Here is a 23,974-nt window from a genome sequence, read left to right on the forward strand (position 1 = left end):
GAAGCAGCCGCCGGGCCGCCTTAGGCGAACGCGGACAGCCCGGTAATGTGCCGGCCCAGGATCAGTGACTGCATGGAATCGGTGCCCTCATAGGTGAACACCACCTCCATGTCGGTCAGGTGCCGGGCCACGTGGTTCTCCAGGAGCAGGCCGTTGCCGCCCATGATGTCGCGGGCCTCCGAGCAGACCCAGCGGCCCTGCCGGGCGGCGAACATCTTGGCCATGGATGCCATGGGGCCGGTCATCTTTCCCTGGTCGCCAAGCTCGTTGAGGCGGAAACAGGTCAGCTTGATCGCGGTGACCTGGGCGAGCATGTTCGCAAGCTTGTTCTGCACCAGCTGGAATCCGGCAAGGGGCTGACCGAACTGCACCCGGTCCTTGGCATACGCCACGGCAATCTCGTAGGCGGCCACGGCGTGCCCCAGCGCTTCCCACGCGACTCCCCCGCGGGTGGCCGCCAGCACCTTGTTGACATCCTTGAACGAGTTGCAGTTCTCCAACCGGTTTTCCGCGGGAATGCGGAGGTCCTCAATGACGATGTCCGGCTGCAGCACGGCCCGCTTGCCGATCTTGCCGGTGATTACGGTCGCCTGGTAGCCGGCGGGGTGGTTGCCGTCGGCATCCTTTTCCATCACGAACGCCTTGACTGCACCGTCGGCTTCGTCGCGGGCATAAATAATCACGATGTCGGCAAAGCTGGCGTTGCCGATCCACCGCTTGTTGCCGTTCAGAATGTAGGAATCGCCGTCCCGGCGGGCAGTGGTTTCCAGCGACACCGAATCGGACCCGTGGGTGGGCTCGGTCAGGGCAAACGCGCCGATCTTCTCGAACCTGGCCATGGGCGGCAGCCAGCGCTGCTTCTGCTCCTCGCTGCCGAGCATGTCGATGCTGCCCATGGCCAGGCCGGAGTGCACACCGAAGAACGTGTTGATGGAGCCGTCGCCCCGGGCAAGCTCGGCCGCAGCGGTGGAGGCTGCCATGCGGCTCATCCCCGGGCAGCCGTGCCCCTTGATGGTGCCGCCGGCGATGTTCAGCGCGGCCAGCTTGGGCACCAGCTCGTACGGGACCTCCGCCCGCTCCCAGTAGTCGTTGATGACCGGCAGCAGATCGTTGTCAACGAACGCCCGGACCCGGTCCCGCACGTCGCGGGCCTCGTCGTCCAGCAGTTCGTCGAGAAGGTAAAGGTCGGCGTCGACGTCGCCCACTGCGGTGGGGTCGAAGGCTGGGCGCGCGGTCTGCGTGACGGTCATGGGGGGCTCCTGGGTTCACTAACTAATCGTTCAGTTAGTATGACCTGCGTCACGGGAGGGGTCAAGGGTGGGCGCCGTCGGACGCGAGCATGTGCGGGGCGCTGGTAACCACGAGCCAGGCGGGAAGGAGCGCCAGGCACAGGACGGAGGTGACGCCCGCGTCGCCGGTGATCACCACGGCAATAAAGAGCGCCATCCAACCGTCCCGGGCGACGGCGAGCACCAGTCCGAGCACCGCAGCGGAAACGGCGAGACTCACCGGCACCGCTGGCACGAAGGCGGCCACCACCAGTCCCACGGCCACGCCGATGAACACAGCCGGGAAGATGCGGCCGCCCCGGAAGCCTGCAGCCGCGGATACCACCAAGGCGGCGAGTTTGATCACGGCGAGGTAAACCAGGGTCCAGGCGGGTTCGTCGCCCCGGTGCAGCATCAGTTCGGCCGATTCCTCGGCGCCCTTGAATAGCGTGAGCGTCCCTCCGAGTACGCCCAGCAGGCCAAGCAGTGCCCCGCCGAGCGTGGTGAAGAGGATCGGATTGCCGAGCCGGTGGAACCCCCGGTGGACCGGCGCGAACACGGCAACGCCCAGCAGCCCGAAGGCGGCTGCCAGCGGGGCAACGATGAACCCGGCCAGCACGTCCCAGCCGCTGGGAGCACCCATCGGCGGCAGCTCGATCTGCAGCAGCGTGCCGCCGAGCAGGGTCATGGTCACCGCCCCGGCGCCGGCGGAAACCAGTGGAAGGAAGAGCCGGTCAAACAGGGCACCCCCGGTCTTCATGGTCCCGGCGATGCCGGTGAAGAGCAGCGCCGCTGCCACCGGCGTGCCGAACAGCGCACCCACTGTTCCCGCCACCGTCAGCCCGACGATCAGCTGGTCCGGCACGCGGGCAAACAGGCGGCCGATGAGCACGGTGAGCAGTGCGGTATTGATGGCGATGATCGGGTTCTCCGGGCCCAGGCTGACGCCGCCGGCGAGTCCCAGGACCGCGACGGCGGCCAGGCCGGGAACCACGCCGAGCGGCAGGGCCGTCCCGCCGAGTTCCGACGCCGCCGAATCCGGACCGGCATGGCCCGGGGCATACCGGACGATGAGTCCGACGGCGAACCCGGTGAGCGTCAGGGTGCCGAAAATCCACCAGCCGCCGTCGGAGTCGGCGCCGACGGCGGCTGGCAGGGTGTCCCAGATCAGGTGCTGCAGCAACCGGCTGAGTTCATCGAGGGAAAACAGGACCAGGGCCGAAACCGCACCAACAAGGACCGCCGGCACCGCAAGTGCCAGCAGGGTCCGGACCCGGTGGTGCCCGAGGAATCCTTCAGGCATGGTGTCACTTCCCTGGGTGCAGCCCCCGGCGGATCACGCGTGCCTAACCAAGGCTAGTAGCCCGGAGCGGCTGCTTCCAGGGAAACCGGAGCGGCTGCTAGTGGATAGCCACACCTTCGGGCAGTTCGTTGGTGGGCCGGCGGACCAGGAACGACGCCGCGACGGCCACCAGCGAAACAACGGCTCCCCAGAAGAACGCCGTGTGCACACCCGAGGCGGCAGCGGAGACCGGTGACGCGCCGTCAGCCAGGGCCGCCGTCGTACCGGTGGTCATCAGCGTGATGAAGACGGCCGTGCCGGCGGCACCGGCAAGCTGCTGCAGCGTGTTGATGATGGCGCTGCCGTGGGAGTAAAGCGACTTGTCCAGCGAACCCAGGGCCGAGGTGAACAGCGGAGTGAAGATGAAACCCAGCCCGGCGTTCAGGAAGCAGTGCAGCAGGATCACGAGGCCCACGGGGGTTTCTTCCGTCAGCAGGGTCATCCCCCACAGGGCACCGCTAAGCACCAGGGCGCCCGGAGCCACCAGCGGGCGGGGACCGAAACGGTCAAACAGGTTGCCGACAATCGGCGAGAGAACGGCCATTACGGCGCCGCCGGGGAGCAGCAGCAGGCCGGTGGAGAGCGTGTCCAGGCCCAGGACGTTCTGCAGGTAGAGGGGCAGCACGATCAGGCAGCCGAACAGCGCCATCATGGACACCAGGACCATGATGATCGCTACCACGAAGGGTTTGCTGGTGAAGGTGCGCAGGTCCATCAGGGCGCGGTCGGTGCGCTGGAGCACCAGCTGGCGCAGTACAAAGCCGGCCATGGCCAGGACGCCGACGGCAAGCGGGATCCACAGCGGCATCAGTTCCTTGCCCTGTGCGGCCTCGCCGATGCTGCTGAGGCCGAAGATGAGTCCGCCGAAGGCGAAGGTGGACAACACGATCGACAGCACGTCGAACGGCAGGCGCTTGGTTTCAGTAAGGTTCTGGATCTTCAACGCGCCCAGGCCCAGCGACAGCAGGGCAATGGGCAGGACCAGCCAGAACATCCAGCGCCAGTCCAGCGCGTTGAGGATGATGCCGGAGACCGTCGGGCCGATGGCCGGTGCAACCGCGATGACGATGGAAATGGTGCCCATCATTTGTCCCCGCTTATGTGCCGGAACAGCATTCAGGACGGTGGTCATCAGCAGCGGGAGCATGATGGCGGTGCCGCCGGCCTGGATGATCCGGCCGCCCAGCAGGGTGCCGAACCCGGGGGCCAGGGCAGCCAGCAGCGTCCCGGCACTGAAGAGGGACATGGCGGTCAGGAACAGCCCGCGCATCGAAAAACGCTGCAGCAGGAAGCCGGTGGCCGGGATGACCACGGCCATCGTCAGCATAAAGCCGGTGGTCAGCCACTGGGCGGTTCCCGCAGTGATGTCCAGGTCAGCCATGAGCCGGGGCAGGGCCACGCTCATGATTGTTTCGTTCAGGATGACCACGAACGAGGAGACCAGCAGCAGGCCGATCACGGTCTTGGTGCGGGGATCCAGGGTGGACGGAGCCCGCGTCGTTGCGGCGTGCCCGGAGGTTCCGGCAGCAGGCAAGGGTTTTGCGGAGGGATCGATACTCAAAGAGGGAGGGTCCTATTCATGATGCGGATGCGCGCCGCATGCGTCCGGCGCACGGAAACGGACGGCACTTCAGCGGGCCCGGCCTGCCATCCTATGCGGAGGCAGCTGCCTGCCCGGACGCCGGTACCTGTCCGCACGGCGTGTTCCGCCGGATATTCGCCCAGCGCTGAACCGGTCGCCCGGGACGGAGGCTGGAACCGGCTAGAACCCGGTGACCAGCAGCCCGAATCCGAGCACAAACAGCACCACCAGCCAGCACCCGCCCACTATCGCCGCTGCTGCCGTGAGTACCAGCACCACCCAGCTGCGCTCGAACCGGTTGCGGATCCATTCGAAGACCAACGGAGCGGAGAGCAGCAGCATTACCGCCGAGGCCAGGATCAGGGCCAGCAGCACGATCGCCTGAACGGTTTCGGGAAAGACCCAGAGCTGCAGCACGACGACGGTGACAGCCAGCACCGCGGCCGCAGCCGACTGCACCAGCCATGCGACGCCGAGATGCGGCCACGATTCCACGTTCTTGCTCATGTACGGGAAGTCTAGTGGCGTTCCGGGCGGTCCATGGTGACGGTGCGCAGATCCAGGCGGCGCAGTACACGGTCCACGGCCTCCGGATCCATGCCGCGCTGCCGGCGGGCCTCGAGTACTTCCCGGCGGGCGGCGTCCATGGCTTCGCGCTGGACCTCGTCCATAATCTCCAGGGTCGCCTTTCGATCCAGCATCTTCTGCGATTCATCCTCTTCGTCGCTCTCCAGCATGGAGTGCAGCGAGGCCATCCGCTTGGCCAGTGCGGCGCGGCGGTCCGGCGGCAGCTGCTGGATGGCCGCAGAGCGCTTCATAGTCTCGACGGCGACCCGTTCGGCCCGGAGCGCGAGCTCGCGTTCCATCCGGTCCGCCTCCTTATGGTCGTTAGGCAGTTTCAGGGCCCGCATCAGCCACGGCAGGGTCAATCCCGGCAGCACCAGGGTCACCACCAGGACGGCACACGCGCAGGCCACGACGAAGTTGCGTCCGGGCAGCGGGTCACCGGCGAGCGTGGTGCCCGGCAGTGCGAGGGCAAGAGCCAGGGTCGCCAGACCGCGCATCCCGCACCAGGAAAGGACCAGGACCTCTTTCAGTGAACCCGGCACATGGTTCTTTTCGGTCCCGCCCATCCGGTAGATCGCCATCATCCACAGGAACCGGACCAGGAGCACGGCCGCACACACTGCCAGGATCCCGGGGATGAAACTCAGCAGCTGGGCTCCCTCGTCCTCGATGATGTACCGCATCTCGATTCCCACCAGGCCGAACGCGGCACCGGTGGTCAGCAGCTCCACCACATCCCAGAAAGCGGTGCGGGTCAGCCGCTCCTCCGAGTCCTGGGGGCGGGCGCGCCGGCCCAGTTCCAATGCGGTGACGACGACGGCGACCACGCCGGAGAAGTGCACTTCTTCGGCGAGCAGGTAGACGGCGAAGGGCGCAACGAGGGTGGATGCCGAACGCGCCACCAGGTTCGGCACGAACCGGTTCAGGCTGCCGACGATCCAGGCCATGGCCAGGCCCAGCACAACGGCGCCGGCTGCGGCAATAAGGAATTCCGGCACAACCTCCCAGCCCACGTGCCCGCCGCTGGTGCTCGCGGCGACGGCTGCCTGGAAGATGACAATGGCGATGGCGTCGTTGAAGAGGCCCTCGGTCTGCAGCACCGTGATGAGCCGCCGCGGCATCCGGACCTTGCCGGCGATCGCTTCCACGGCCACCGGATCGGGCGGAGCAACAATGGCGCCGAGGGCGATCGCGGCCGGCATCCCGAGTGCCGGCACCATAACCCAGGACACACCGGCCACCACGGCCACAGTGACCGCCACCAATGCCACAGCCAGCAGCACCAGGGAGCGCCAGCGCAGCCGGAAAACGGACCAGGAGCTGCGCTGCGCGGCGGCAAAGAGCAGCGGCGGAAGGAACAGCGGAAGGATCAGTTCAGGGTTGATATGCACTTCGGGGATGATCGGCAGGAACGCGATCAGGGCCGAAGAGATCAGCATCAGTACGGGGTACGGCAGCCGGATGCGTTCACCGATCCCCGCGGCCAGGACGGTTCCGAACAGCAGCCCGATCAGGAGTATCAGGAAATCCACCGGCTCAGCCGTCCACTCGGAAGGTGCCTCGGACCGACCGCGCCGCGTATTCCATCCCCGCACCTGCTTCTTTCGGATTTGTAAGTATTTCGTTAATTATTGCATTGAGTGCATCTACAACGGGGAACTTTCACTGTGGGCGCGGCACGCCGCCGGGCACTCCGCCGGACACTCCGGGCGGGCGGGCAAAGTCATACCGGCCGGTAACTGAGATCACGGGAAACCGGGGGTCAGGGAACCTCCGCACCGCGCCGGAAACCCGGTAAACTTGAACGGAAATCTTTCGTGTGTCCAAGGAAGCCGTCCTGGTGTCCATCAGCGACATTGGGCAAGGTCCCGGTGAATTGAGTTGAAGGTAGCCCTCTCCCGCCTTGTATTGACCCCGCCAGCCATCCGTAAGGAGGCGTTGCACCCGTGACTGCCGTCTACGGTCTGGTAAGGGAAACCCGCAACCCCGCAGCTGCAATGAATGCAGTGAGGGATAAGGCCGCCGGGCGGCCCGGCCAGGACAGCCGGGCAAGTTCTTCTTCCGCCACAGGTGCCGTCATTACCTGGGATCCCGATGACCTCCCGGGTGCCCTTAATCGGCTTCTTGCCGCCCACCCCCGCCACTTCTCCAATCCGGAGGAAGTACCGGCACGCCCTATCCCCTTCCGGATGCATCTCATGGACGCGGATGTGCCCAAGCCGATCCAGCTGCACCCGCGGCCGGACCAGGCGTTGGCCGGTTATGTCCGTGAACAGACCCGCGGAGTCCCTTTGAACGCCGGAAACCGGAACTATAAGGACAGGTACGCCAAGTTTGAAGTAGCGGTAGCGCTCACTCCCCTTCGCGTGCTGTCGGGAGAGCGCAGCAGGGAAGAACTGCGTGCCATTGCCGACGGGGTGGACCTGCCGTGGCTCCGGGCCTTATTGACGTTCCGGCATGAGATGCCGGTGCACGCCCTCCTCCGCATGGAGCCTTCCGAGATTGTCCGGGCACTCCGGGAAACCAAGGCCGGCATGGCCGGAGTGACGGAAACGGAAGGTGCCGCCGCGGACGCTGCTTCCGTTTTCCGTCGACTTGAGCCGCTGTTCCCGGGCGACCGCGGGATTCTCATAGCGATCTGCATGAACCTCCTCAAGCTGGACCCCGGACAGGCAATGGTCACCCCTGCGGGCTGCCTCCACTCTTATCTTTCGGGGCAGGCGCTGGTGGTTATGGGCCTGTCCGACAATGCCCTGAAAGCCGGATTGACTACGGACTACGTGGACGTTGCCGAGCTGCAGCAGGTCCTGGACAACGGCCAGCCGGGCCCCGCACCTCTTGAGGTGGAGCGTATCGATGAGTGCCAGGAACATATTCCGCTCTGGAGCGAGGATCTCGACCTGCGCCGGACCGTGATCCACGGCGGCACCGCATCCATCCCGCTGGAACGGTTCACCGTTGTGCTCGCTGCACTGGGAGAAGCGATGGTTTCGGTGGGCGACGTAAGCACCTACCTGGAACAGGGTGCCAGCATGCTCTATCTCGGTGACCCGACGACGGCCGACGTCGAGGGCTCGGCACAGCTCTTCAGCGCGTCGAGGGAGTAGCAGTCGTCGAGCCCCTGCGGGTGGTGGCGGCAATGACCGCCACGGCCACGAGCGCCCCGATCGTCGTTTGGACGGCCCGGTCCAAGGTCACCGCCAGCACCGGCTGGCTAGCGACAAACCCAGTCATCAGCAGGGCTACCGGCGTCAGGAACACCATGGCCAGACCGTAGTGCCGGACCACGTAGATCTCCCCGCATAACTGCAGCATGGCCAACAGGACCGCCAGCTGGACCGGCGACCACTGAACCTGGAGCAGCACCGCAGAGACCAGCACACCGGCGTAGGTGCCCACGATGAAGTGCACGGCACGGATCGCTCCCCCGGCTGCATCCACTGCGGCGATCGGAGCACAGGCGGCGAGCATCGCCCAGTACCCGTGCCCCAGTCCAAGCCCCGCCGAGACCGATCCGGCGGCGGCGACGGCAGCGGCGTAGCGGCCCGAGTGACGCAGGATCCGCCCCCACGACGGCGGCCGGTACGGCGGCAGCGGGCGCGGAGTATGCCGACGCGCGTGCAGCCGTCCGGCAAAACCAAGCGCTACAGCGAGCAGCACGCTACCCGCCACGGTCAGCGCCGCTTCCCATAACCGGCCCGAGAACGGTGCCGCGGACGTGGCGGTAAACGCGAAGATGTAGGTGAACGGACCGGCGGGCCGGACCCTCAGATAACTGGCAGCCACCGCAATAAGTCCGGCAATCACGGTTCCCGCGCCCACGACAGTCCAGGAATCCGCGCCGGAAAGGGACAGGAACACACCGGCCACCACGGTCAGGACCATCAGCAGACCCGACAGCGACTGGTGCTGCAGGCGCCGCCAGTGCAGTTCGGCACGGCCGAAAATACCCGTCAGCGAACCGAAGATGGCGCACATCGTGAGGTCGGTCCGCCCCAGCAGGATCAGGACCAGCAGCGGCAGGAATACCCCGAGCGCCACGCGGACGGCAGGCACCCGGTGCCCGCGCCCCGGAGGCACGGTGAGGAAGCTGCTGAGATGCTGCTGTACGGGGAACTGCACGGGAAACAAGGAACCTTTCGCTGCGGCCGGAGGCACATGAGCCGCAGTTCAAGCCTAAAACCCACGGACGACGGCGCCCGGCACGTTCCCGTGTGACGGTCCTCGCATCCGCTGTTACATCCGGGCCTTTGTCCTTGCAGTGGCCTTGGCAGACCAGGGATCCTCGGGCCACGGGTGCCTGGGGTACCGGCCGCGCATCTCGGACCGGACCTGTGCATAGGGGCCGGACCAGAAGGATGCCAGGTCGTCGGTGACGGCCAGCGGCCTGCCCGCCGGGGACAACAGATGGAAAAGCACCGGGACGCGTCCCTCCACGAGCTTCGGGGTTTCGGCCCATCCGAAGCACTCCTGCAGCTTGACCGCCACCACGGGCCGGCCGTCGTCGTGCCCCGGATCCGGGTAGTCGATCCGAACCCGTGAACCGCTGGGCACTTCGAGCCGTTCCGGTACGAGGTCGCCCAGCCGCGAGGCGTCCGGCCAGGGCAGCAGCCGCCGGAGCGGATCGGTGAGGTCGATGCTGTTCGTGGATACCCCGCGGGCCAGTGCGTCCAGTTCGGGACCGAGCCAGTCCTGGAGCCGGGCCAGGAGGGCCGGCTCGCTGACATCCGGCCACGGCTCCCCCAGCTCACGGTGGAGCAGGGCCAGGCGCCGGCGCAGCGCGTCGGCTGCCGCGGAGAAACCGATCAGGTCCAGCCCCTGTGCCGTCAGGGCGCGGGCGACGGCGGCGCGTCCCTCTTCGGCGGACGGGCGTACCGGGGTGGAGCCAAGCAGGATTGCGCCGAGCCGGCGTTCCCGGCGCGCGGCGACCCGGCCGCCGGCGAACTCCGCTTCCACGGTGTCCGTGACGAGGTGCGCGGCTTCCGCGGAGTCCAGGGTCAGCGGCGCTGCGGACCGGATCACTGCACCGGTGCCGGCGGCGTCGCGTCCCTCCGCCCGGGCGACATCGGCGACGGCGAGCCAGTCCTGTCCCGTGAGGGAGCTGCCGGCCGGCAGCCCGGCACGGGTTCCGGAGGCGAGCAGGTAACGCTCCGGGCCGGCGCCGGGAACGCGCCGTGCAATCCGGTCAGGGAAGGCCAGGGCAATCACGTAGCCCGGCGCTTCGACCCCCGGGACTTCCCGTGCTGCCGTGCCTCCCCTTTCGGCAGGGCCGGCAGACTTCTCCCGGCGGGCCAGCTGCTCCAGCCGCCGTACGTCTTCGGACCATCGGCGTTCACCGGGCTCGCGTCCGGAACGCATGCCGGCCAGCAAGCGGGGAAGGTCTGCTCCGGGTGCCCGGTTGTCCCCCGAAAGCAGGGCAACAACCTCGGCCGCGGTCCGGGCACCCACGGCACCGGCGCCGTCCAGCAGTGCCCGTGCGAGCCGGGGATCGGCGGGCACGCGCGCGAGTGTTTTGCCCCGGGCCGTCGCCAGCCCCTCGGCGTCCACTGCACCGATCCCGCGCAGCACCTGGAGGGCGTCGCGCATGGCGGCCGGCGGCGGTGCGTCGGGAAGGGACAGGCCCTCGCCTCCGGGAGCACCCCAGCACGCCAGCACCAGTGCTGCGGCCGTGAGGTCCGCGACGGCGATTTCCGGGGTCTGGTGTGCGGGTGCGGCCCCGTAGGCCCTGTCGTCATAGCAGCGCACCACCGTACCCGGCCCCAGCCGGGCGGCGCGGCCGGCCCGCTGCTCGGCGGAGGCACGGGAACAGGAGACAGTGACGAGGCCGGACATCCCTCGCATCGCGTCCCGGCGCGGTTCGCGGGCGAGCCCCGAGTCGACCACCAGCCGGACGCCGGGAACGGTCAGCGAGGATTCGGCCAGCGACGTGGACACAATAATCCGGGCCGGCTCGCCCGGGCCGCGGCCGGAAACGGCCCGGTCCTGCTCCCCCGGACCGATCTGCCCATGCAGTTCCAACACCTCCGTTCCCGCCGGGACCCGTGAACGCAGCCGTCCCGCCACAGTGGACACCTCGCGCGCCCCGGGCACAAACACCAGGGCATCAACGTCCGGGTCCTGGGCCACGGCGCGGGCGTGGGCCTGCAGCGCAGTGTCCGCCACATGGTCCAGGAACCCGCGGGTCACGCCGCGTTCATCGAAGCGGGGAACCGGCGCGGGAGCCCAGACCGTCCGGAGCGGGTGCAGCGCCGCAGGGCAGCCGACCACGGGAGCCGGCCCGCCGCCGTCGGGCGAACCGATCAGCGCGGCGAAACGCGGCGCGTCCAGGGTTGCGGACATGGCCACCAGGGTCAGGTCCTCGCGCAGCTGCCGGACCTCGGTGAGCATGCCGAGCAGCAGGTCCGTTTCCAGCCCGCGTTCGTGGACCTCGTCCAGGATGACCGCGGCTGTTCCTTCCAAACCAGGGTCCGCCAGCAGGCGGCGCAGCAGGATGCCCGGCGTCACGAACTCCACCAGCGTGGACGGGCCCGTGCGGCTCTCGCCCCGGACCGTGTAGCCGACCCTCCCGCCGAGGGCAGTACCGTCCAGCGCTGCCAGCCGGCGGGCAGCGGAACGGACGGCAACGCGGCGGGGCTGGGTGACCACCACCCGGGGCTGGGTTCCGCCGCGGGCCAGAACGTTCGCGACGAGCGGCGGCACCAGGGTTGTCTTGCCTGTTCCCGGGGGCGCCTGGACGACGGCGGTGCCGGCTCCGTGCGTTTCACCGGCACCGCCGCCGAGTACCGCCGCGAGCTGCGGGACCGACTCGGCAAAAACCAATCCCCTGCCGATGGCCGCCAGGTCGAAGGGCGGGTCGGTTGGGTGCGGGGAGGCCGGAGAAGTCACTCTTCCATTCTGCCTCCTGCAGGAAGCGGTAAAATGGTAAGAGTCTCATCACTCGCCCCTGCCCTTCCTCTTCCTTGGAGGTAGCAGTTGCCATTTTCCAAAGGCCAGATCCTGGTCCATCCCCATCACGGCCCCGCCGTCGTCAGTTCCTTCCAAACGCATCCACGCATGCAGAAGGACTGCATTGTCCTGGAGGTCCAGTCCTCCCACCTGATGGTCTGGGTGCCCGTTGACCAAGTGGACCACGTCGGCCTCCGTCCGGTCCTGGACCGGGTTGGACTCGACGCACTGTTTGGCGTCCTTCGCGCTCCCGCCGATAACGAAGACCCCCAATGGTCGCGCCGGTACAAGGACAACACGGAGAAGATTGCCACCGGTGATCCGATGGTTATTGCCGCAGTGGTCCGCAACCTCATGCTGCGCGAGGCGGACCGTGGTCTCTCGCAGGCCGAACGGGAAATGCTCCGGCATGCCCGGCGGCCGCTGCTGACGGAGATTTCCCTGTCGCTCGGGCTCTCTGAAGGGGAGGCCGGGGAGAAACTGGACGCTGTGTGGCGTCCGTCCACCGCCGTCGCCTAGGCGTATTGGTCCGTTACCGAACGGCATGTCCTGCGGGACGTGCCGTTTCTGCTGCCTCCGCGCACTGTGAGAGTGATGGACATCACCATATGCGCCGCCCTCATTCCGCACTCCTTTCGGGTGTACTTGAAGCGTCAAGTGTCTGGAGACACGAACCGTTACCCCAAGGAGGTGTGCTGCGTATGAACGACGGCACTCTGGAGTCCATCCCCGTCATCGATGCCGCAGCCCTCGGCCTCCTCTTCCGTGACGCGCGCACGGTCTCGGAATTCACTGCGGCCGCTGTCACAGACGAGCAGCTTCAATCCATCTACGACTTGACCAAGATGGGTCCGACGGCGATGAACATCCAGCCGCTGCGGATCACCTGGGTGCGTTCTGCTGCGGCTCGGCAGCGGCTGGTGCAGCACATGGCAGAAGGCAACAAGGCCAAGACAGCCGCGGCTCCCATGGTTGCCGTGCTGAGCTTTGACCGCACTTGGCCCGAGCACTTCCCCACCGTTTTTCCGCCGGCTCCGCAGCAGGGCGCAGTCTTTGCCGCCAACCCGGAACTGAGTGCCGTGATGGGCAATGACAATGCGCATCTGCAGGCCGGATACTTCCTCCTGGCAGTCCGTGCACTGGGCCTGGCCGCGGGGCCGATGGGCGGTTTCGACGCCGCCGGGCTGGACGCTGACCTGCACGCAGGCCTGAACCTGCAGTCCTTCCTCGTCGTCAACATCGGTGTGCCTGCCGGCGAGCCACGCCACCCGCGACTGCCCCGACTGGACTACGCGACGGCGACCACCGAACTCTAGGCCGCAGACAGAAGACCGCCGCCCTGGCTACCAGTGGCGGCGGTCGCTGGTTAAGCCTCGTCGCAGAACAGGTGGTGCCAGCTGCCGTTCACCCGGCGGTCGGCAGGGTAAACGGATACGAAAAACAGCAGAGGGCGGACACCGAATCGGTGTCCACCCTCTGCTGTTGTCGCTTTGCCTCTTTGCTTTACTCCGGGACTAGGAAGCCAGCGCCGGGATCTTCATGCCGTGCATGTTGACCAGCAGGTCGCGGGCGAACTCAGCCTGACGGCGCTTTTCGGCGTCGTCCCAGCCCAGCTGCGGAGCCAGCAGGTCCGCCAGCTCGGTCAGCATGGCCTCGGACACCAGGCCGCGGAAGGCCAGCGAGGTGCGTCGGATCAGGATGTCGGCGAGCTGCGTGATCTGCTCGTTTTCCACCATGTAGGTCAGCTCGCGGGTGCTGAGCTCGTTGGTGGAGGCCAGCAGCTGGTCGCCGCCCTGGGACAGGAACTCCAGGACGTCGACGGCGCGCGTGCCGTAACGGGTCAGCAGGACGCGGACGCGGTCACGGTCGGCTACGTCGGAGGCCATGCGGTTGACCCACAGGCGTTCCTCGGCCTCGGTGCGCGGGAAGTCCTTGCCGCCGCCGATCTGCAGTTCCGCCGTCGTCGTCTTCCGCGGCATGCCGAGGGCAGTCATTGCCTCGGTTGCCAGCGTCTCGGACAGGGCGCGGAAGGTGGTCCACTTGCCGCCGACCAGGGACAGGCTCGTGACGTTCTTGCCGGCGCGCTTGTCCATGCGCTTTTCCACGCGGTAGTCGCGGGACACGAAGCCGGGCTGCGTGTCGTCGTGCTTCGGCAGCGGGCGGACACCGGAGAAGGTGTAGACGATGTGGTCGCGGCGCACGTCAACCGTGGGGAAGACGTGGGCGATCAGTTCGAAGAAGTACTCGATTTCCTCGTCCGTGCAGACCGATGCTTCGTTGATGTCGGCGTCGATGTCCGTGGTGCCGACCAGGACCCGGTCGCCCATCGGGTAGATCAGGACGATGCGGCCGTCGGTGTGCTCGAAGAACATTTCACGGCCGGCGCAGGCTTCCAGCAGTTCCGGGTGGTCCAGGACGATGTGCGAGCCCTTGGTGCCGCCCATGAAGCTGGTGCGCTTGCCGAAGGAATCGTTGGTCTCGTCAACCCACGCGCCGGTGGCGTTGATGACGACGTCGGCGTCGAAGACGAACTCTTCGCCGGTGACTTCGTCGCGCAGCACGGTGCCGGCGTCGGTGGTGCCGACGGCGCTGACGTAGTTACTGGCGCGGGACTGCGGGTTGGCCTCGAGGCCGTCACGCAGCACGTCGAGGGTGAGGCGCTCGGGGTTGTGCACCGAGGCGTCAAAGTACGTGGCGGTGTACTTTACGTCCGGGCGCAGCTTCGGCAGTTCCTGCAGGGACTTCTTCTTGCCGACGAAGTTGTGCTTGGGGGCCACGCGGCCGCCGCGGGAGAAGAAGTCATACATCAGCAGGCCGGCCTTGATCAGCACGGCGCCGCGCTCGGTGTGCTTGCCCTGCTTGTGCGTCAGGAAACGCAGCGGTGCAGCAGTGATGCCCGAGAAGGTGGTGGTGATGGGGATGGTGGTCTGCAGCGGCTTGACGTAGTGCGGGGCCAGGCGGAGCAGGGCATTGCGCTCGACGACGGACTCGTGCACGAGGCGGAACTCGCCGTTCTCCAGGTAGCGGATGCCGCCGTGGATCATGTGGGAAGACGCGCCCGAAGCGCCCTGGCAGTAATCACCGCGCTCTACGAGGGCTACGTCCACGCCCTGCAGCGACAGGTCACGGAAGGTGCCGACGCCGTTGATGCCGCCTCCGATGATCAGCACCGAGGCCTTGGGCCGGTCCTTCAGCTGCTGCACTACCGGACGGGTCCGGGCGGCGGTCTTTGCCTTGCTGGGGTTCACGGAATTGTCCACGTATATCTCCAAACGCTTCTGTGGCTGCATTGCCATATCTACTCAATGGTCGAAGCCTGCGGCTCCCGGGGCCAACCAATGCACATACGTGCACCCTGCGATAATGGATTCATGGAGTACACAACCGTGTCGATGGACAGCAAATGAACATTGGTGTCAGTGGCCGGTTCCCGGACGCCTCCGGCGCCGGACCTGCGGCGAACGAGAAGGAAAGCCGCGACCGCGATGCCCTCCGGGCTGCGCAGATGTATTACCTGCAGAGCCTGACCATGGAGGCGATCGCCCGGGAACTTCGGATCTCCCGTTCCACCGTTTCCCGGCTGCTCTCCTACGCGCGCAGCACCGGGCTGGTCCGGATCGAGATCCGCAACCCGTCGGACCGGGCTCCGGCACTGGAACAGGAGATTGCCACCCGCTTCCGCATCCAGGCCCACGTGGTTCCGGTCGCCGAAACCGTCTCGCCCGCCCAGGCCCTGCAGCGGGTCGCCGTGCAGGCGGCGCACCTGATTGGTCCGCTCATCGATTCGGATGCGATCATCGGCGTCGCGTGGGGCTCAACCCTGACGGCCGTGAGCCAGCACCTGCCGATCAAGAACACCCACGACAGCACAATCGTGCAGATGAACGGGGCCGGGAATTTCCGCACATCGGGCATCACCTACGCCAGCGAAATCCTGCAGCGTTTCGGCCACGCCTACGGCGCGCGGGTGGTCCAGTTCCCGGTTCCGGCGTTCTTCGACCACGCCGAAACCAAGGAAGCGATGTGGCGGGAACGTCCGGTCCGCCGGGTACTGGATCTGCAGGCGCGGATGAACACGGCGATTTTCGGCGTCGGTTCCATGGAGGCGGGGGTGCCCAGCCATGTCTATAACGGCGCCTACCTCGACGAGGAAGACCTGCATGAGCTCATGACCGAGGGGGTGGTGGGCGACGTCGCCACCATGTTCTACCGGGCGGACGGCACCTGGGACGGGATCAAACTAAACTACCGCAGCACCGGACCCGACCTGTCGACCCTGCTGCAGGTCCCCCGCCGGATCTGCGTTGTGGCAGGAGAAACCAAGACCACCAGCCTGCTCGGCGCCCTGCGTGCCGGCCTGGTTACGGACCTGATTCTGGACGAAAACTCCGCCCGGCGGCTGGCCTCTTCCTAGCCCTTGTATCCTGCAGGAGCCTTGTAAAACCCAACCAGGAGGCATCGGCATGGACAACGAACCCACCCTCCGGCTGCAGGAACTGCAGGCCGGGACCGACGCCGGGACTGCCCTGGCGTACTTTGATTCCCTGCCGCCGGTGCAGGTGCCGGAGCTGTACGGCTCCTGGCGGGGCACCGAAATACCTACGGGTCACCGGCTCGACGGGCTCCTCGAACCGCTGGGCTGGCACGGGAAACGGTTCGACGGCGCGGAGGACGTGTTCCCGCTGGTGTTTTCCGGAGCCGGCGGCGGCGTATTCAACGTGAATCCGGGGTTGGTCCCGCTTTCGACCGTGCTGCGTTTCGGCCCCTTGCTGCGGAAGCCCGAACTGCTGGCGGCTGTTCGTCCGGTTCTGCGGTTGGCCCGGACCCGGCGCGTCGGCGCCCGGCTGCGGATGACCGAGTACCGAGGCGTGACCAGTGTGACCATGATCTACGACGCCCTGCCGGTCCTGGACGTCTTCCGGCGGGTCGACGCCGGAACGGTGCTGGGTGCGATGGACCTCCGTGGTCCCGGGGCGCCGTTCTTTTTCGCCCTGCAGCGGGACTAGCTGTTCGGTATGTTTCTCTGCCGCAGAGCGTCCCGGCCTTTTGGACAGAGGTAACCTGCAGCGACCCCAGCAGCAACAGCGGCACCACTTGGTGGGATGCTGTGCTGTGTTGGCTGAGTACCTATTGGCAGAGCTGCGTGCCCGGATCGACCGGGATGGTTTCAATGACCTTGCCGGTGGAGGTGTCGATGACTACGGCTGAATCTTTGGGCCAGGTTTCGTCGGGGACGGGCTGGTAGCTGACATCGGACACGGCGGTGGGTTTGCCGGCGTCGTTCCGGCTGCGGTTGAAGGCGTCGATTGTCTTGCCGGTGTTGGTGTCAACGGTCACGATTTCTTCCGGCAGCCCGGTCGTATTACCGGACACCGGCGCGGAATTCCACCAACCCTCGAAGCCGCCCATGCAAGGGCGCTCTTCGTTTGCGTCGTTCGCGCTGCTGTGCCCGTTGCCGCCGCAGCCGGATAGCACGGCGCCCAGTACCAGCAGGCCTGCAGCCGCCGTTTTCTTCATGTTCCAGCCTCTCCCCCGATGATCCGGGGGAAGCCTAACAGGCCGCGTCGGTTGTCCGGGCTTATCCGGCCGGCCCCCGCACCGGATGTACAGAAAACGGGCTTATCCGGCCGGCCCCCGCACCGGTCGTACAGATAACGGGCTTATCCGGCTGGCCCCCGCACCCGTTGTACATAAAACGGGCTTATCCGCTGCTCATAGGGCCGTTATCTGTACTAGCGCCGCGGTGAATCCGCTCTCCGGCCAGCCCCGGACCACCCGTTGTACAGATAACGGGCCTATCCCAGCCGCATAACCCCGTTATCTGCTCACTAGATGCCCCTCCGGACGTTCATAGTGCAGTAAAAGCTGCCTGCTGACTGGCCAAGGGACATCTACTGCACTGTGAATCAGCCGGAGACCCTCATTGACAGCAGAGCGTCCCGCCAGGCGGTGCCGCTGTTGCTGCTGGGACAACGGGGGTCACGCCTGTCATACCAAGTTGGAAACCGTGCCGGGGTGGCCCCCCGGGACGCGGCGCTAATGACCGCCGGCCGTCATCCCGGCCAACCCCGCGTCACTTTGCAAGCATCGCCACCGAGCGGTTCCAGAGGCCCAAAGCCAGAGCGGCGTCCCCGGCCTGCTTGTTGGGCTTGGCCACCTTGCTCCGGACAAAGTACTTGCCGGTGGGATAGTCCGTTCCCGGCGTCCCCTCAGCCAGGAACACCAGCGTCCGGGCACCCTTTTCCGGCGTCGGAAGGAGCCTGCGCAGCAGCGGCGACTGGTAAACCGCGCGCATTGCCGAGCCCTCGGCGCTGGAGAAGCTCGACCCGATCACGCCCGGGTGGAAGGCTGTGGAGGTTGCACCATGCGAACGGTACCGGCGGTCAAACTCCTCCGTGAACAGGATCTGCTCCAGTTTGGCGTTTCCGTAGGCCTTGCTGGGGTTGTACCCGTTTTCATTCTCGAGATCGTCCAGGTCCACGTTGCCAAACAACCGGTTGGCCATGCTGGAAGTGTTGATGACCGTGCCCTTGGACTCAAGAAGCCGGTCGGTCAGCAGCTGGGTGAGCAGGAACGGCGCCAGATAGTTCACCTGGAACGTCATCTCGTGTCCGTCCGAGGTGACCTGCCGCTCATTGCCGAAAACCGCTCCCGCGTTGTTGGCCAGGACGTCGATGCGCGGGTAACGCTGGAGCAGTTCCGAAGCCAGGGTACGCACGCTGCCCAGGTCCGCGAAGTCGGCCAGGAAATACTCGCCGCCTGTGTCCTTTGCGACGGCGGCGGTCTTCTCCGGGGACCGGCCCACCAGCACTACGTGATGGCCGTTTTCGGTGAGCTGCCTTGCCGCAGCGGCACCGATTCCGTCACTGGCGCCGGTGATCACGATGGTTTTGGGAGACACGAAAGCCTGCTTTCTTCAGAGCGCGGCCGTGGCGGCAACACCGTCCCCACCTTAGCCGCGCGTGCCGCGGACACGGTAGGCGTGCCCGCGGCTGCACATTCGGAGGCCGCGATCGGGTTCCCGTTAACCCCTAACCCTGCAGCCGGACCAGCTTGTCCGGATTGCGCATCGCGAACACCGCCTGCACCCGGCCATCCACGAGTTCCAGCTGGAACACGGTAGTCACCGCTCCCTCCTCCCGGAAAGCAACCGCCGGCAGCCCGTTGAGCTCGACGAATTCGGGCACGGCTCCGGCGCCGTACTTGTCCGCCAGCCCGATCATCAACCGTGCCACCTTCTCCGGACCGTAGACCGGGCGAAGCGCAGCGCTGACCTTGCCGCCGCCGTCGGATACCAGGACCACGTCCGGAGCCAGCACGTCCAGAAGGGACTGGATCTGCCCGGTCATGGTCGCGGCGAGGAAGCGTTCGACGGCGGCTCGGTGCTCACCGGTGTCCGGCACGGTCCGCGGCGTGCCGGATCTCAGGCGGGTCCGTGCCCGGTGAACGGTCTGCCGCACCGCGGGCTCGCCCATCTCGAGGGTCGCCGCAATTTCGGGATACCCGAAACCAAAGACCTCGTGCAGGATGAACGCGGCCCGCTCCGGCCCGCTCAGGGTCTGCAGCAGTACCAGCATGGCCGTTGAAACCTCGCTGGCTGTCAGGGCCGCCGCCTCCGGATCCGCCGGCAGCCGTGCAGCGCCCGTAGGCAGCGGTTCGGGCAGCCACTCACCCGGATAGTCCTCCCGCCGCCGGGACGCTGTGCGGAGGGAATTCAGTGCCTGGTGCGAGGCAATCCGTGCCAGGTACGCCCGCGGGTTCTCCACCTGCTCCGCTACCGAACGCCACCGCAGATAGGTCTCCTGCACAACGTCCTCGGCGTCGGATACGGTGCCGAGGACGTCGTAGGCGATGGTGAAGACCATCCCGCGGTGCTTCAGGAACTCGGAATCACGGGTTGTCCGGACTCCGGTCAACTCCGTGGCGTCGGTGCGGGAGCCGTCGGCGCGGGAGCCGCCGGTGCGGGAGCCGCCGTCGTCGCCTTGCCGGCCTGCGGACCTGTTGGCCATGTGTACGCTCCGCTTCGTTTCGCTTCACCGCGGATCCACCGCAGTGTCATCCGGCAGATTATTTCCTTCTGGACGGCCGCCGTCCTGCCGTGCAGGTGGAAGCGGGTCGGAGAATCGTCGGCAGACAGGAACTGAACCGCTCCGTCACTGCGGCCCAGACTAATGCACAGACCGCGGAATCCGCTGTCGTGCCGGACTTCCGCCTTCCCGTCCATGACCCGGAGGATGTTTTCCGCCGCGTCGGCCCCCATCGGCAGGGCCGCCGCGCAGCACATCCGCAGGTAGTCGTAGAACGGGTCATCAATCACGGCCGCATCGCCGGCTCCGTAAATGCGGTCCTGGCCGCGTACCCGCAGGGTCGGATCCACGCTCAGGCGGCCGCCGTCGTTCACCGGAAGTCCGCTCGCCGCGGCCAGTTCGGGCACGCCGAAGCCGGCACACCAGAGCACGACGTCGGCTCCCAGGCCGGCGCGAACGTCGCCGTCGGCAGGCACAGGCGTCCCGCTGCGCAGTTCCACTCCTGCCCGGCGCAGGCTCTTCTCCACGGACCGGCGGGTCTGCGTGCCGAGCCCCGGCACTACGGGGCCGGCGCTGTGCAGGCTCACCCGCAGGGAGCCGAAGGACCTGGCCGTTTCCGCGGCCGTCTCGACCGCGGTCAGCCCGCCGCCCACCACGGCTACGCGGGCACCGGAGGACAGTGCGGCCAGCTCGCTCCGTGCCGCGGCGGCCCCTTCCACGTGTTCGATCCGCACGGCGCCGTCCGGTGCCGTCCCCGCTGCCGAGCCAACGGCGTAGACCAGATAGTCGTAGCCGGCTTCTGCTCCGCCGGCCAGCTGCACGGTCCGCTCGTTTGCCCGAATCTGCACCGCCCGGTCGGAGATCCGACGCACGCCCGGATGCAGGAGAGATTCAAAATCGACGGTGGCATCGGCACGGGCTCCGGCAGTGTATTCATGCAACCGGATCCGCTCCACGAATCTTGGCTCCGGGCTGACCAGGACGACGTCGAGTCCCGTTCTTCCGCTGGCCGCCAGCCGGTTCGCTGCCATTACCCCTGCGTATCCCCCGCCCAAAATGACTGCTGTGGTGCCCATGAGCGCACTCCCTGCTTCCGCGTCTCGTCCGGCTTCCGCGCCGGCTGAACATGAGACACCGCCCGGGGAGGTTTTGTGACCGGCGGCGAAGAGTTCACTCCGGCCGGACGGACAGCGTTCCCGCAATCTCCTGCAGGGCCAGCACATGCGCGTCGAAGCTCTTCCTGCCGTCGGGGGTAAGCGCGACCCAGGTGATTCGGCGAGCGTCCCGGCGGGCCGGCGACGTCGTCTTGGCCAGGCGCACGTAGCCGGCCTCCGCGAGGATCTTCAGTTGCTTCGAGAGCGTGGCATCGGAAATCCCCAGGGTGTCCCGGAGGACGGCGAAGTCCATCTCCTCCAGCGGGCGTAGCAGCCCGCAAATCCGCAGCCGCGTCGGTGGATGCACAACATCGTCGAACCGGGATTCAGGCATGCGGCATGCTGACGGTACGTAAGTGGTCCACAGCGGCACGGTACGCAACAACGGCGAGCCCGTAAACCGCCGCGAACGCCGCAAGGCTGGTGATCATCACGGCCCAGCCGAGTCCCAGCGACACCAAGCCCAGACTCACGGAAAAAAGAAACAGGCAGGCCAGCGCAGCCAGGGCGATTGCTCCGTTCGCCCGTGCACCCAGCCGGCGGAACTTCAGCCCGGTGTCGCGTTGGATCATATGCAGGATGACGAACAGCAGTCCCACGAGCAGCCAAGTCCAGGACGGCGATTGATAGTCGGCTCCGGGCCGGGCGTCCAGTGCCGCCGCCACCCAGCAGGCAGCCACGCCGCCGAGTCCGGCCAGCAGCGTACGCGGAGGAGCGGCACCTGCTGCCAGGGCGTTGCGGTCCGCGGCAAGGTTCCTGAGCCGGGCGGCAGCATCCTCAGCCGCACCCAAGTTGTTTTCCATGTTGGAAAGAGTATTGTCCGGCAACCCGGGAGTCAACGGTCGGAGGTCAACGCCCGGGACGCGGCTTACGGCAAGGGGTCGTGTGCCGGCTTCGACGGCGGCTTCGACGGGGCCGGCGGATGGTACAGCCCGGCGTACTCCTCCAGCGTGATGCCGGCCTCGTGGATCTTCCCGGCCGCGTCGGGGCCCAGGTAACGCAGGTGCCACGGCTCGTAGGCGTAGCCGGTAATCGCTTCGGCGCCGGCGGGATAACGGATGATGAAGCCGTACCGGTGGGCGTTCGCGGCGGCCCACGCCCCTGCACCGGTCCCCTCGAAGCAGGCCTGCAGCGAGCACGCGCCGTCGGCGGCACCGATGTCCACGGCCAGCCCGGTCTGGTGTTCGCTGTGGCCCGGCCGTGCCGAAATCGATTCCGCCAGCGCGGAGCCGTAGCGTCCGGTGTAGGCATCGTGCAGCCGGGACTGGGCTTCGGCGGTCCGGAAACCGCTCACGGCGTCAACGAGGACGCCGGCGGCTGCGGCGTCGTTCTTCAGCTGGACGAACGCGTCCGATGCTTCGCGGCGCAGCGGAACGCCACCGGCGTCAACCACGTCCTGTGGTGCATAGCCGGGGTCAGCGAGTGGCCGCTCCTTGGTCACGACCACGGAGACACTGCCGGGGGAATCGAAATCCTGCCCGGGCGGTGCGGTGAAGGCGGACACCGGCTGGTCCACGGAAAAGAGGTAGGCCAGCAGCCCGAGGCACACGCAACCGAGGATAGCGATGTGCGTGGTGATGTGCTGGCGCGGCATTGGTTTTCCTCCCCTCCCACTTTCCCATAGCGGCGGCCGGTCCGGGAGGATCGACGCGTAGGTTCGACGCTTCGCCCCCGGTCACGCAGAGATAAATGCCTAAAACCTCTGCATAGATAAACCTTGTTTCCGCTAAAAGCTAACGGTAAATTGAGGCGGCCGCTTCCTTTTCCGTACTGCAGCGCCGAAGGGACCATCATCAGCGACGCCCAGAAAAACGGCTCCACAATGTCCGCGCTTTGGACAATCCAAGCTCTTCTCGCAATAGTCGGTTCCGCCTCTTCGCTCGCCGTTTCCCTGGTCCTTTTTGAAAATTCCGCCAGCGCCGCGGTCCTTGCCGTTTCCACGTTCCTCGGAGCGGCGGCCGCCATCTACCTGGCCCCGTTGATCGGCGGGCTGACCGACCTCTTTTCCCGCCGTGCGGCCATCTGCACGGTCAACACCGCCAACGCAGCCGCCATGGCTGCCATGGCCTGGGCGACCGTCATCCACAGCACGGCCCTGATGCTCGTTTTCGTTTTTGTCACAGCCATCTGTTCCACCGCCTTGGCCCTGACCCTGCAGGCATCGGTCCGGGTGCTGCGAACCGAGAAGGATCTGACCAAGGTCAACGGCATGCTGGGACTCATTGATTCGGCTCCCGTGCTGCTCGGTCCTCTGTTGGGCGCCGTCCTGTATTCGCTCGGGATACCCGTGGCGGTCTTCCTGGCCGACGCCGTATTGAGCGTTGCGGGGGCCGCGCTGGTACTGCTGCTCGTCTGGCCGGTGGAGGAACCCCGGGCACGGAAAGTGCAGTATTTCGGCGGCAATGTGAAAGCCGGTTTCCGGTTCATCAATGAACGCCGTGATTTACTGCGGCTCCAAATCGCCTTTGCGGTCTACAACTTTGCAGGCGGCCTCTGCGTACCGGTGGTAATTGTCTTTATCCTCTCTTTTCCGGGCACCGGGACACCGGAATGGAATCTATCCGCAAGCAATATCGCGAGTGCCTTGGGGCTGATGTCCGGCGCTGCCCTGGTCGCCAGATTCGGCAGCTCCGTCTCCCGGGCCAACCTCGTGTGCGGCTCAACGTTCCTGGGGTCGCTGTTCGGCCGCGCGCTGGTGGTGGCGGCGCCGTCCCTTTGGCTGGTTATCCCGGGGATGTTTCTCCGCAATGCGATGGTGCAGGCCACCAATGCCCCGCTGTCGGCGCTGTGGCAGGAACGGACACCGGTTCAGATCCAGGGCATCGTCTTCGGCTGCCGGCGGCTCCTCGGCCAGGGCCTCTTCCCGGTGGCAGTCCTGCTGGGCGGCGTGCTGGTCGATGCACTGGCAACGCTGGACGGAATGGACCAGCTCAGTGCCGCGAAGGCGGTGCTCATCATCGGCGGAGCACTTGAAATCGCCTGCATTGCGTACATTCGCTTTTCCCGGACGAGCAATGTCTTCGAACCGCTGGATGCCCCGCAGCCCACGGCTGCGTGAGGTTCGCTTAAACAGCCGTGGACCGCTGCAA

General features: G+C 66.7%; 21 protein-coding genes. 6 read left to right on the forward strand and 15 right to left on the reverse strand.

The genetic code is table 11. The features are described from left to right. Positions 1-20: 20 nt before the first annotated feature. The 5 genes from LOC56_RS09565 to LOC56_RS09585 all read right to left on the reverse strand — a co-directional run bounded on the left by LOC56_RS09565 (position 21) and on the right by LOC56_RS09585 (position 6,291). The gene (locus LOC56_RS09565) at positions 21-1,250 is read right to left on the reverse strand and encodes an acyl-CoA dehydrogenase family protein (RefSeq protein ID WP_229952040.1); all 1,230 of its coding nucleotides are present in this window, start codon (positions 1,248-1,250) and stop codon (positions 21-23) included. A 61-nt stretch (positions 1,251-1,311) separates the two neighbouring features. After that, positions 1,312-2,571: an ion channel protein gene (locus tag LOC56_RS09570; protein WP_229952041.1), complete on the reverse strand. Its 1,260-nt coding sequence runs from the start codon at positions 2,569-2,571 to the stop codon at positions 1,312-1,314. Between the two features lie 97 nt (positions 2,572-2,668). Then, positions 2,669-4,171: an MDR family MFS transporter gene (locus LOC56_RS09575; protein WP_442860094.1), complete on the reverse strand. Its 1,503-nt coding sequence runs from the start codon at positions 4,169-4,171 to the stop codon at positions 2,669-2,671. A 201-nt stretch (positions 4,172-4,372) separates the two neighbouring features. Further along, positions 4,373-4,699 (reverse strand): hypothetical protein, encoded by a 327-nt coding sequence (locus tag LOC56_RS09580; protein ID WP_229952042.1) that lies wholly within the window; start codon positions 4,697-4,699, stop codon positions 4,373-4,375. A gap of 11 nt (positions 4,700-4,710) precedes the next feature. Continuing rightward, complete coding sequence (locus LOC56_RS09585) at positions 4,711-6,291, reverse strand: Na+/H+ antiporter (RefSeq protein WP_229952043.1); 1,581 nt, start codon at positions 6,289-6,291, stop codon at positions 4,711-4,713. 414 nt (positions 6,292-6,705) lie between these two features. Between LOC56_RS09585 and LOC56_RS16285 the strand changes: the two genes are divergently transcribed. Then, positions 6,706-7,866 (forward strand): hypothetical protein, encoded by a 1,161-nt coding sequence (locus LOC56_RS16285; RefSeq protein WP_229952044.1) that lies wholly within the window; start codon positions 6,706-6,708, stop codon positions 7,864-7,866. Here the strand turns inward: LOC56_RS16285 and LOC56_RS16195 are convergent. Then, positions 7,847-8,881: an FUSC family protein gene (locus tag LOC56_RS16195; protein WP_229952045.1), complete on the reverse strand. Its 1,035-nt coding sequence runs from the start codon at positions 8,879-8,881 to the stop codon at positions 7,847-7,849. The two genes, LOC56_RS16285 and LOC56_RS16195, sit on opposite strands and share 20 nt — an antisense overlap. Positions 8,882-8,995: 114 nt before the next feature. Further along, positions 8,996-11,644, reverse strand: a complete 2,649-nt coding sequence (hrpB, locus tag LOC56_RS09600; RefSeq protein WP_229952046.1) for an ATP-dependent helicase HrpB — start codon at positions 11,642-11,644, stop codon at positions 8,996-8,998. Between the two features lie 87 nt (positions 11,645-11,731). Here hrpB and LOC56_RS09605 point away from each other — a divergent pair, with 87 nt between their 5' ends. Both LOC56_RS09605 and LOC56_RS09610 read left to right on the forward strand, forming a co-directional pair. Further along, positions 11,732-12,223 carry a CarD family transcriptional regulator gene (locus LOC56_RS09605; RefSeq protein WP_229952047.1) on the forward strand — a complete coding sequence of 164 codons (492 nt, stop codon included), beginning with the start codon at positions 11,732-11,734 and terminating at the stop codon, positions 12,221-12,223. 182 nt (positions 12,224-12,405) lie between these two features. After that, positions 12,406-13,020 carry a malonic semialdehyde reductase gene (locus LOC56_RS09610; RefSeq protein ID WP_229952048.1) on the forward strand — a complete coding sequence of 205 codons (615 nt, stop codon included), beginning with the start codon at positions 12,406-12,408 and terminating at the stop codon, positions 13,018-13,020. Between the two features lie 198 nt (positions 13,021-13,218). Here the strand turns inward: LOC56_RS09610 and LOC56_RS09615 are convergent, their stop codons facing one another. After that, the gene (locus LOC56_RS09615; protein WP_442860095.1) at positions 13,219-14,964 is read right to left on the reverse strand and encodes a glycerol-3-phosphate dehydrogenase/oxidase; all 1,746 of its coding nucleotides are present in this window, start codon (positions 14,962-14,964) and stop codon (positions 13,219-13,221) included. Positions 14,965-15,209: 245 nt separating this feature from the next. Between LOC56_RS09615 and LOC56_RS09620 the strand changes: the two genes are divergently transcribed. Together LOC56_RS09620 and LOC56_RS09625 are read left to right on the forward strand one after the other, a co-directional pair. After that, positions 15,210-16,118: a sugar-binding transcriptional regulator gene (locus LOC56_RS09620; protein ID WP_229952258.1), complete on the forward strand. Its 909-nt coding sequence runs from the start codon at positions 15,210-15,212 to the stop codon at positions 16,116-16,118. Between the two features lie 49 nt (positions 16,119-16,167). Beyond that, on the forward strand, positions 16,168-16,710 hold the full coding sequence (locus LOC56_RS09625) for a DUF4334 domain-containing protein (protein ID WP_229952049.1): 543 nt from the start codon (positions 16,168-16,170) through the stop codon (positions 16,708-16,710). Between the two features lie 121 nt (positions 16,711-16,831). Here LOC56_RS09625 and LOC56_RS09630 read toward each other — a convergent pair whose 3' ends face one another. The 7 genes from LOC56_RS09630 to LOC56_RS09660 form a co-directional block, all read right to left on the reverse strand. Then, the gene (locus LOC56_RS09630; protein ID WP_229952050.1) at positions 16,832-17,221 is read right to left on the reverse strand and encodes a hypothetical protein; all 390 of its coding nucleotides are present in this window, start codon (positions 17,219-17,221) and stop codon (positions 16,832-16,834) included. Positions 17,222-17,777: 556 nt separating this feature from the next. Next, positions 17,778-18,605 carry an SDR family NAD(P)-dependent oxidoreductase gene (locus LOC56_RS09635; RefSeq protein ID WP_229952051.1) on the reverse strand — a complete coding sequence of 276 codons (828 nt, stop codon included), beginning with the start codon at positions 18,603-18,605 and terminating at the stop codon, positions 17,778-17,780. Between the two features lie 130 nt (positions 18,606-18,735). Continuing rightward, on the reverse strand, positions 18,736-19,713 hold the full coding sequence (gene sigJ / locus LOC56_RS09640) for an RNA polymerase sigma factor SigJ (RefSeq protein WP_229952052.1): 978 nt from the start codon (positions 19,711-19,713) through the stop codon (positions 18,736-18,738). Then, positions 19,617-20,807: an NAD(P)/FAD-dependent oxidoreductase gene (locus tag LOC56_RS09645; RefSeq protein ID WP_229952053.1), complete on the reverse strand. Its 1,191-nt coding sequence runs from the start codon at positions 20,805-20,807 to the stop codon at positions 19,617-19,619. The genes sigJ and LOC56_RS09645 overlap by 97 nt, the downstream gene beginning before the upstream one ends. 94 nt (positions 20,808-20,901) lie before the next feature. Then, the gene (locus LOC56_RS09650) at positions 20,902-21,219 is read right to left on the reverse strand and encodes a transcriptional regulator (RefSeq protein ID WP_229952054.1); all 318 of its coding nucleotides are present in this window, start codon (positions 21,217-21,219) and stop codon (positions 20,902-20,904) included. Beyond that, a complete protein-coding gene (locus LOC56_RS09655) occupies positions 21,212-21,688 on the reverse strand; it encodes a hypothetical protein (RefSeq protein ID WP_229952055.1) in 477 nt (158 codons plus the stop codon). Before LOC56_RS09655 ends, LOC56_RS09650 begins: the two co-directional genes overlap by 8 nt. 65 nt (positions 21,689-21,753) lie before the next feature. After that, positions 21,754-22,479 carry a M15 family metallopeptidase gene (locus LOC56_RS09660; protein WP_229952056.1) on the reverse strand — a complete coding sequence of 242 codons (726 nt, stop codon included), beginning with the start codon at positions 22,477-22,479 and terminating at the stop codon, positions 21,754-21,756. A 228-nt stretch (positions 22,480-22,707) separates the two neighbouring features. On the opposite strand from LOC56_RS09660, the gene LOC56_RS09665 reads away from it, so the two are divergent. Then, complete coding sequence (locus LOC56_RS09665; RefSeq protein ID WP_229952057.1) at positions 22,708-23,943, forward strand: MFS transporter; 1,236 nt, start codon at positions 22,708-22,710, stop codon at positions 23,941-23,943. The last annotated feature ends 31 nt before the right edge of the window (positions 23,944-23,974 follow it).

Origin of the sequence: Arthrobacter sp. zg-Y179 (assembly GCF_020907345.1) — a bacterium.
In the GTDB taxonomy this organism is placed as follows: Bacteria; Actinomycetota; Actinomycetes; order Actinomycetales; family Micrococcaceae; genus Arthrobacter_B; species Arthrobacter_B jinronghuae.

Coding starts and splice junctions, on each gene's coding strand:
- LOC56_RS09565 (WP_229952040.1), bottom strand. CDS start 1,250: ATGACCGTCACGCAGACCGCGCGCCCAGCCTTCGACCCCACCGCAGTG.
- LOC56_RS09570 (WP_229952041.1), bottom strand. CDS start 2,571: ATGCCTGAAGGATTCCTCGGGCACCACCGGGTCCGGACCCTGCTGGCA.
- LOC56_RS09580 (WP_229952042.1), bottom strand. CDS start 4,699: ATGAGCAAGAACGTGGAATCGTGGCCGCATCTCGGCGTCGCATGGCTG.
- LOC56_RS09610 (WP_229952048.1), top strand. CDS start 12,406: ATGAACGACGGCACTCTGGAGTCCATCCCCGTCATCGATGCCGCAGCC.
- LOC56_RS09620 (WP_229952258.1), top strand. CDS start 15,210: ATGTATTACCTGCAGAGCCTGACCATGGAGGCGATCGCCCGGGAACTT.
- LOC56_RS09625 (WP_229952049.1), top strand. CDS start 16,168: ATGGACAACGAACCCACCCTCCGGCTGCAGGAACTGCAGGCCGGGACC.
- LOC56_RS09630 (WP_229952050.1), bottom strand. CDS start 17,221: ATGAAGAAAACGGCGGCTGCAGGCCTGCTGGTACTGGGCGCCGTGCTA.
- sigJ (WP_229952052.1), bottom strand. CDS start 19,713: ATGGCCAACAGGTCCGCAGGCCGGCAAGGCGACGACGGCGGCTCCCGC.
- LOC56_RS09645 (WP_229952053.1), bottom strand. CDS start 20,807: ATGGGCACCACAGCAGTCATTTTGGGCGGGGGATACGCAGGGGTAATG.
- LOC56_RS09650 (WP_229952054.1), bottom strand. CDS start 21,219: ATGCCTGAATCCCGGTTCGACGATGTTGTGCATCCACCGACGCGGCTG.
- LOC56_RS09655 (WP_229952055.1), bottom strand. CDS start 21,688: ATGGAAAACAACTTGGGTGCGGCTGAGGATGCTGCCGCCCGGCTCAGG.
- LOC56_RS09660 (WP_229952056.1), bottom strand. CDS start 22,479: ATGCCGCGCCAGCACATCACCACGCACATCGCTATCCTCGGTTGCGTG.
- LOC56_RS09665 (WP_229952057.1), top strand. CDS start 22,708: ATGTCCGCGCTTTGGACAATCCAAGCTCTTCTCGCAATAGTCGGTTCC.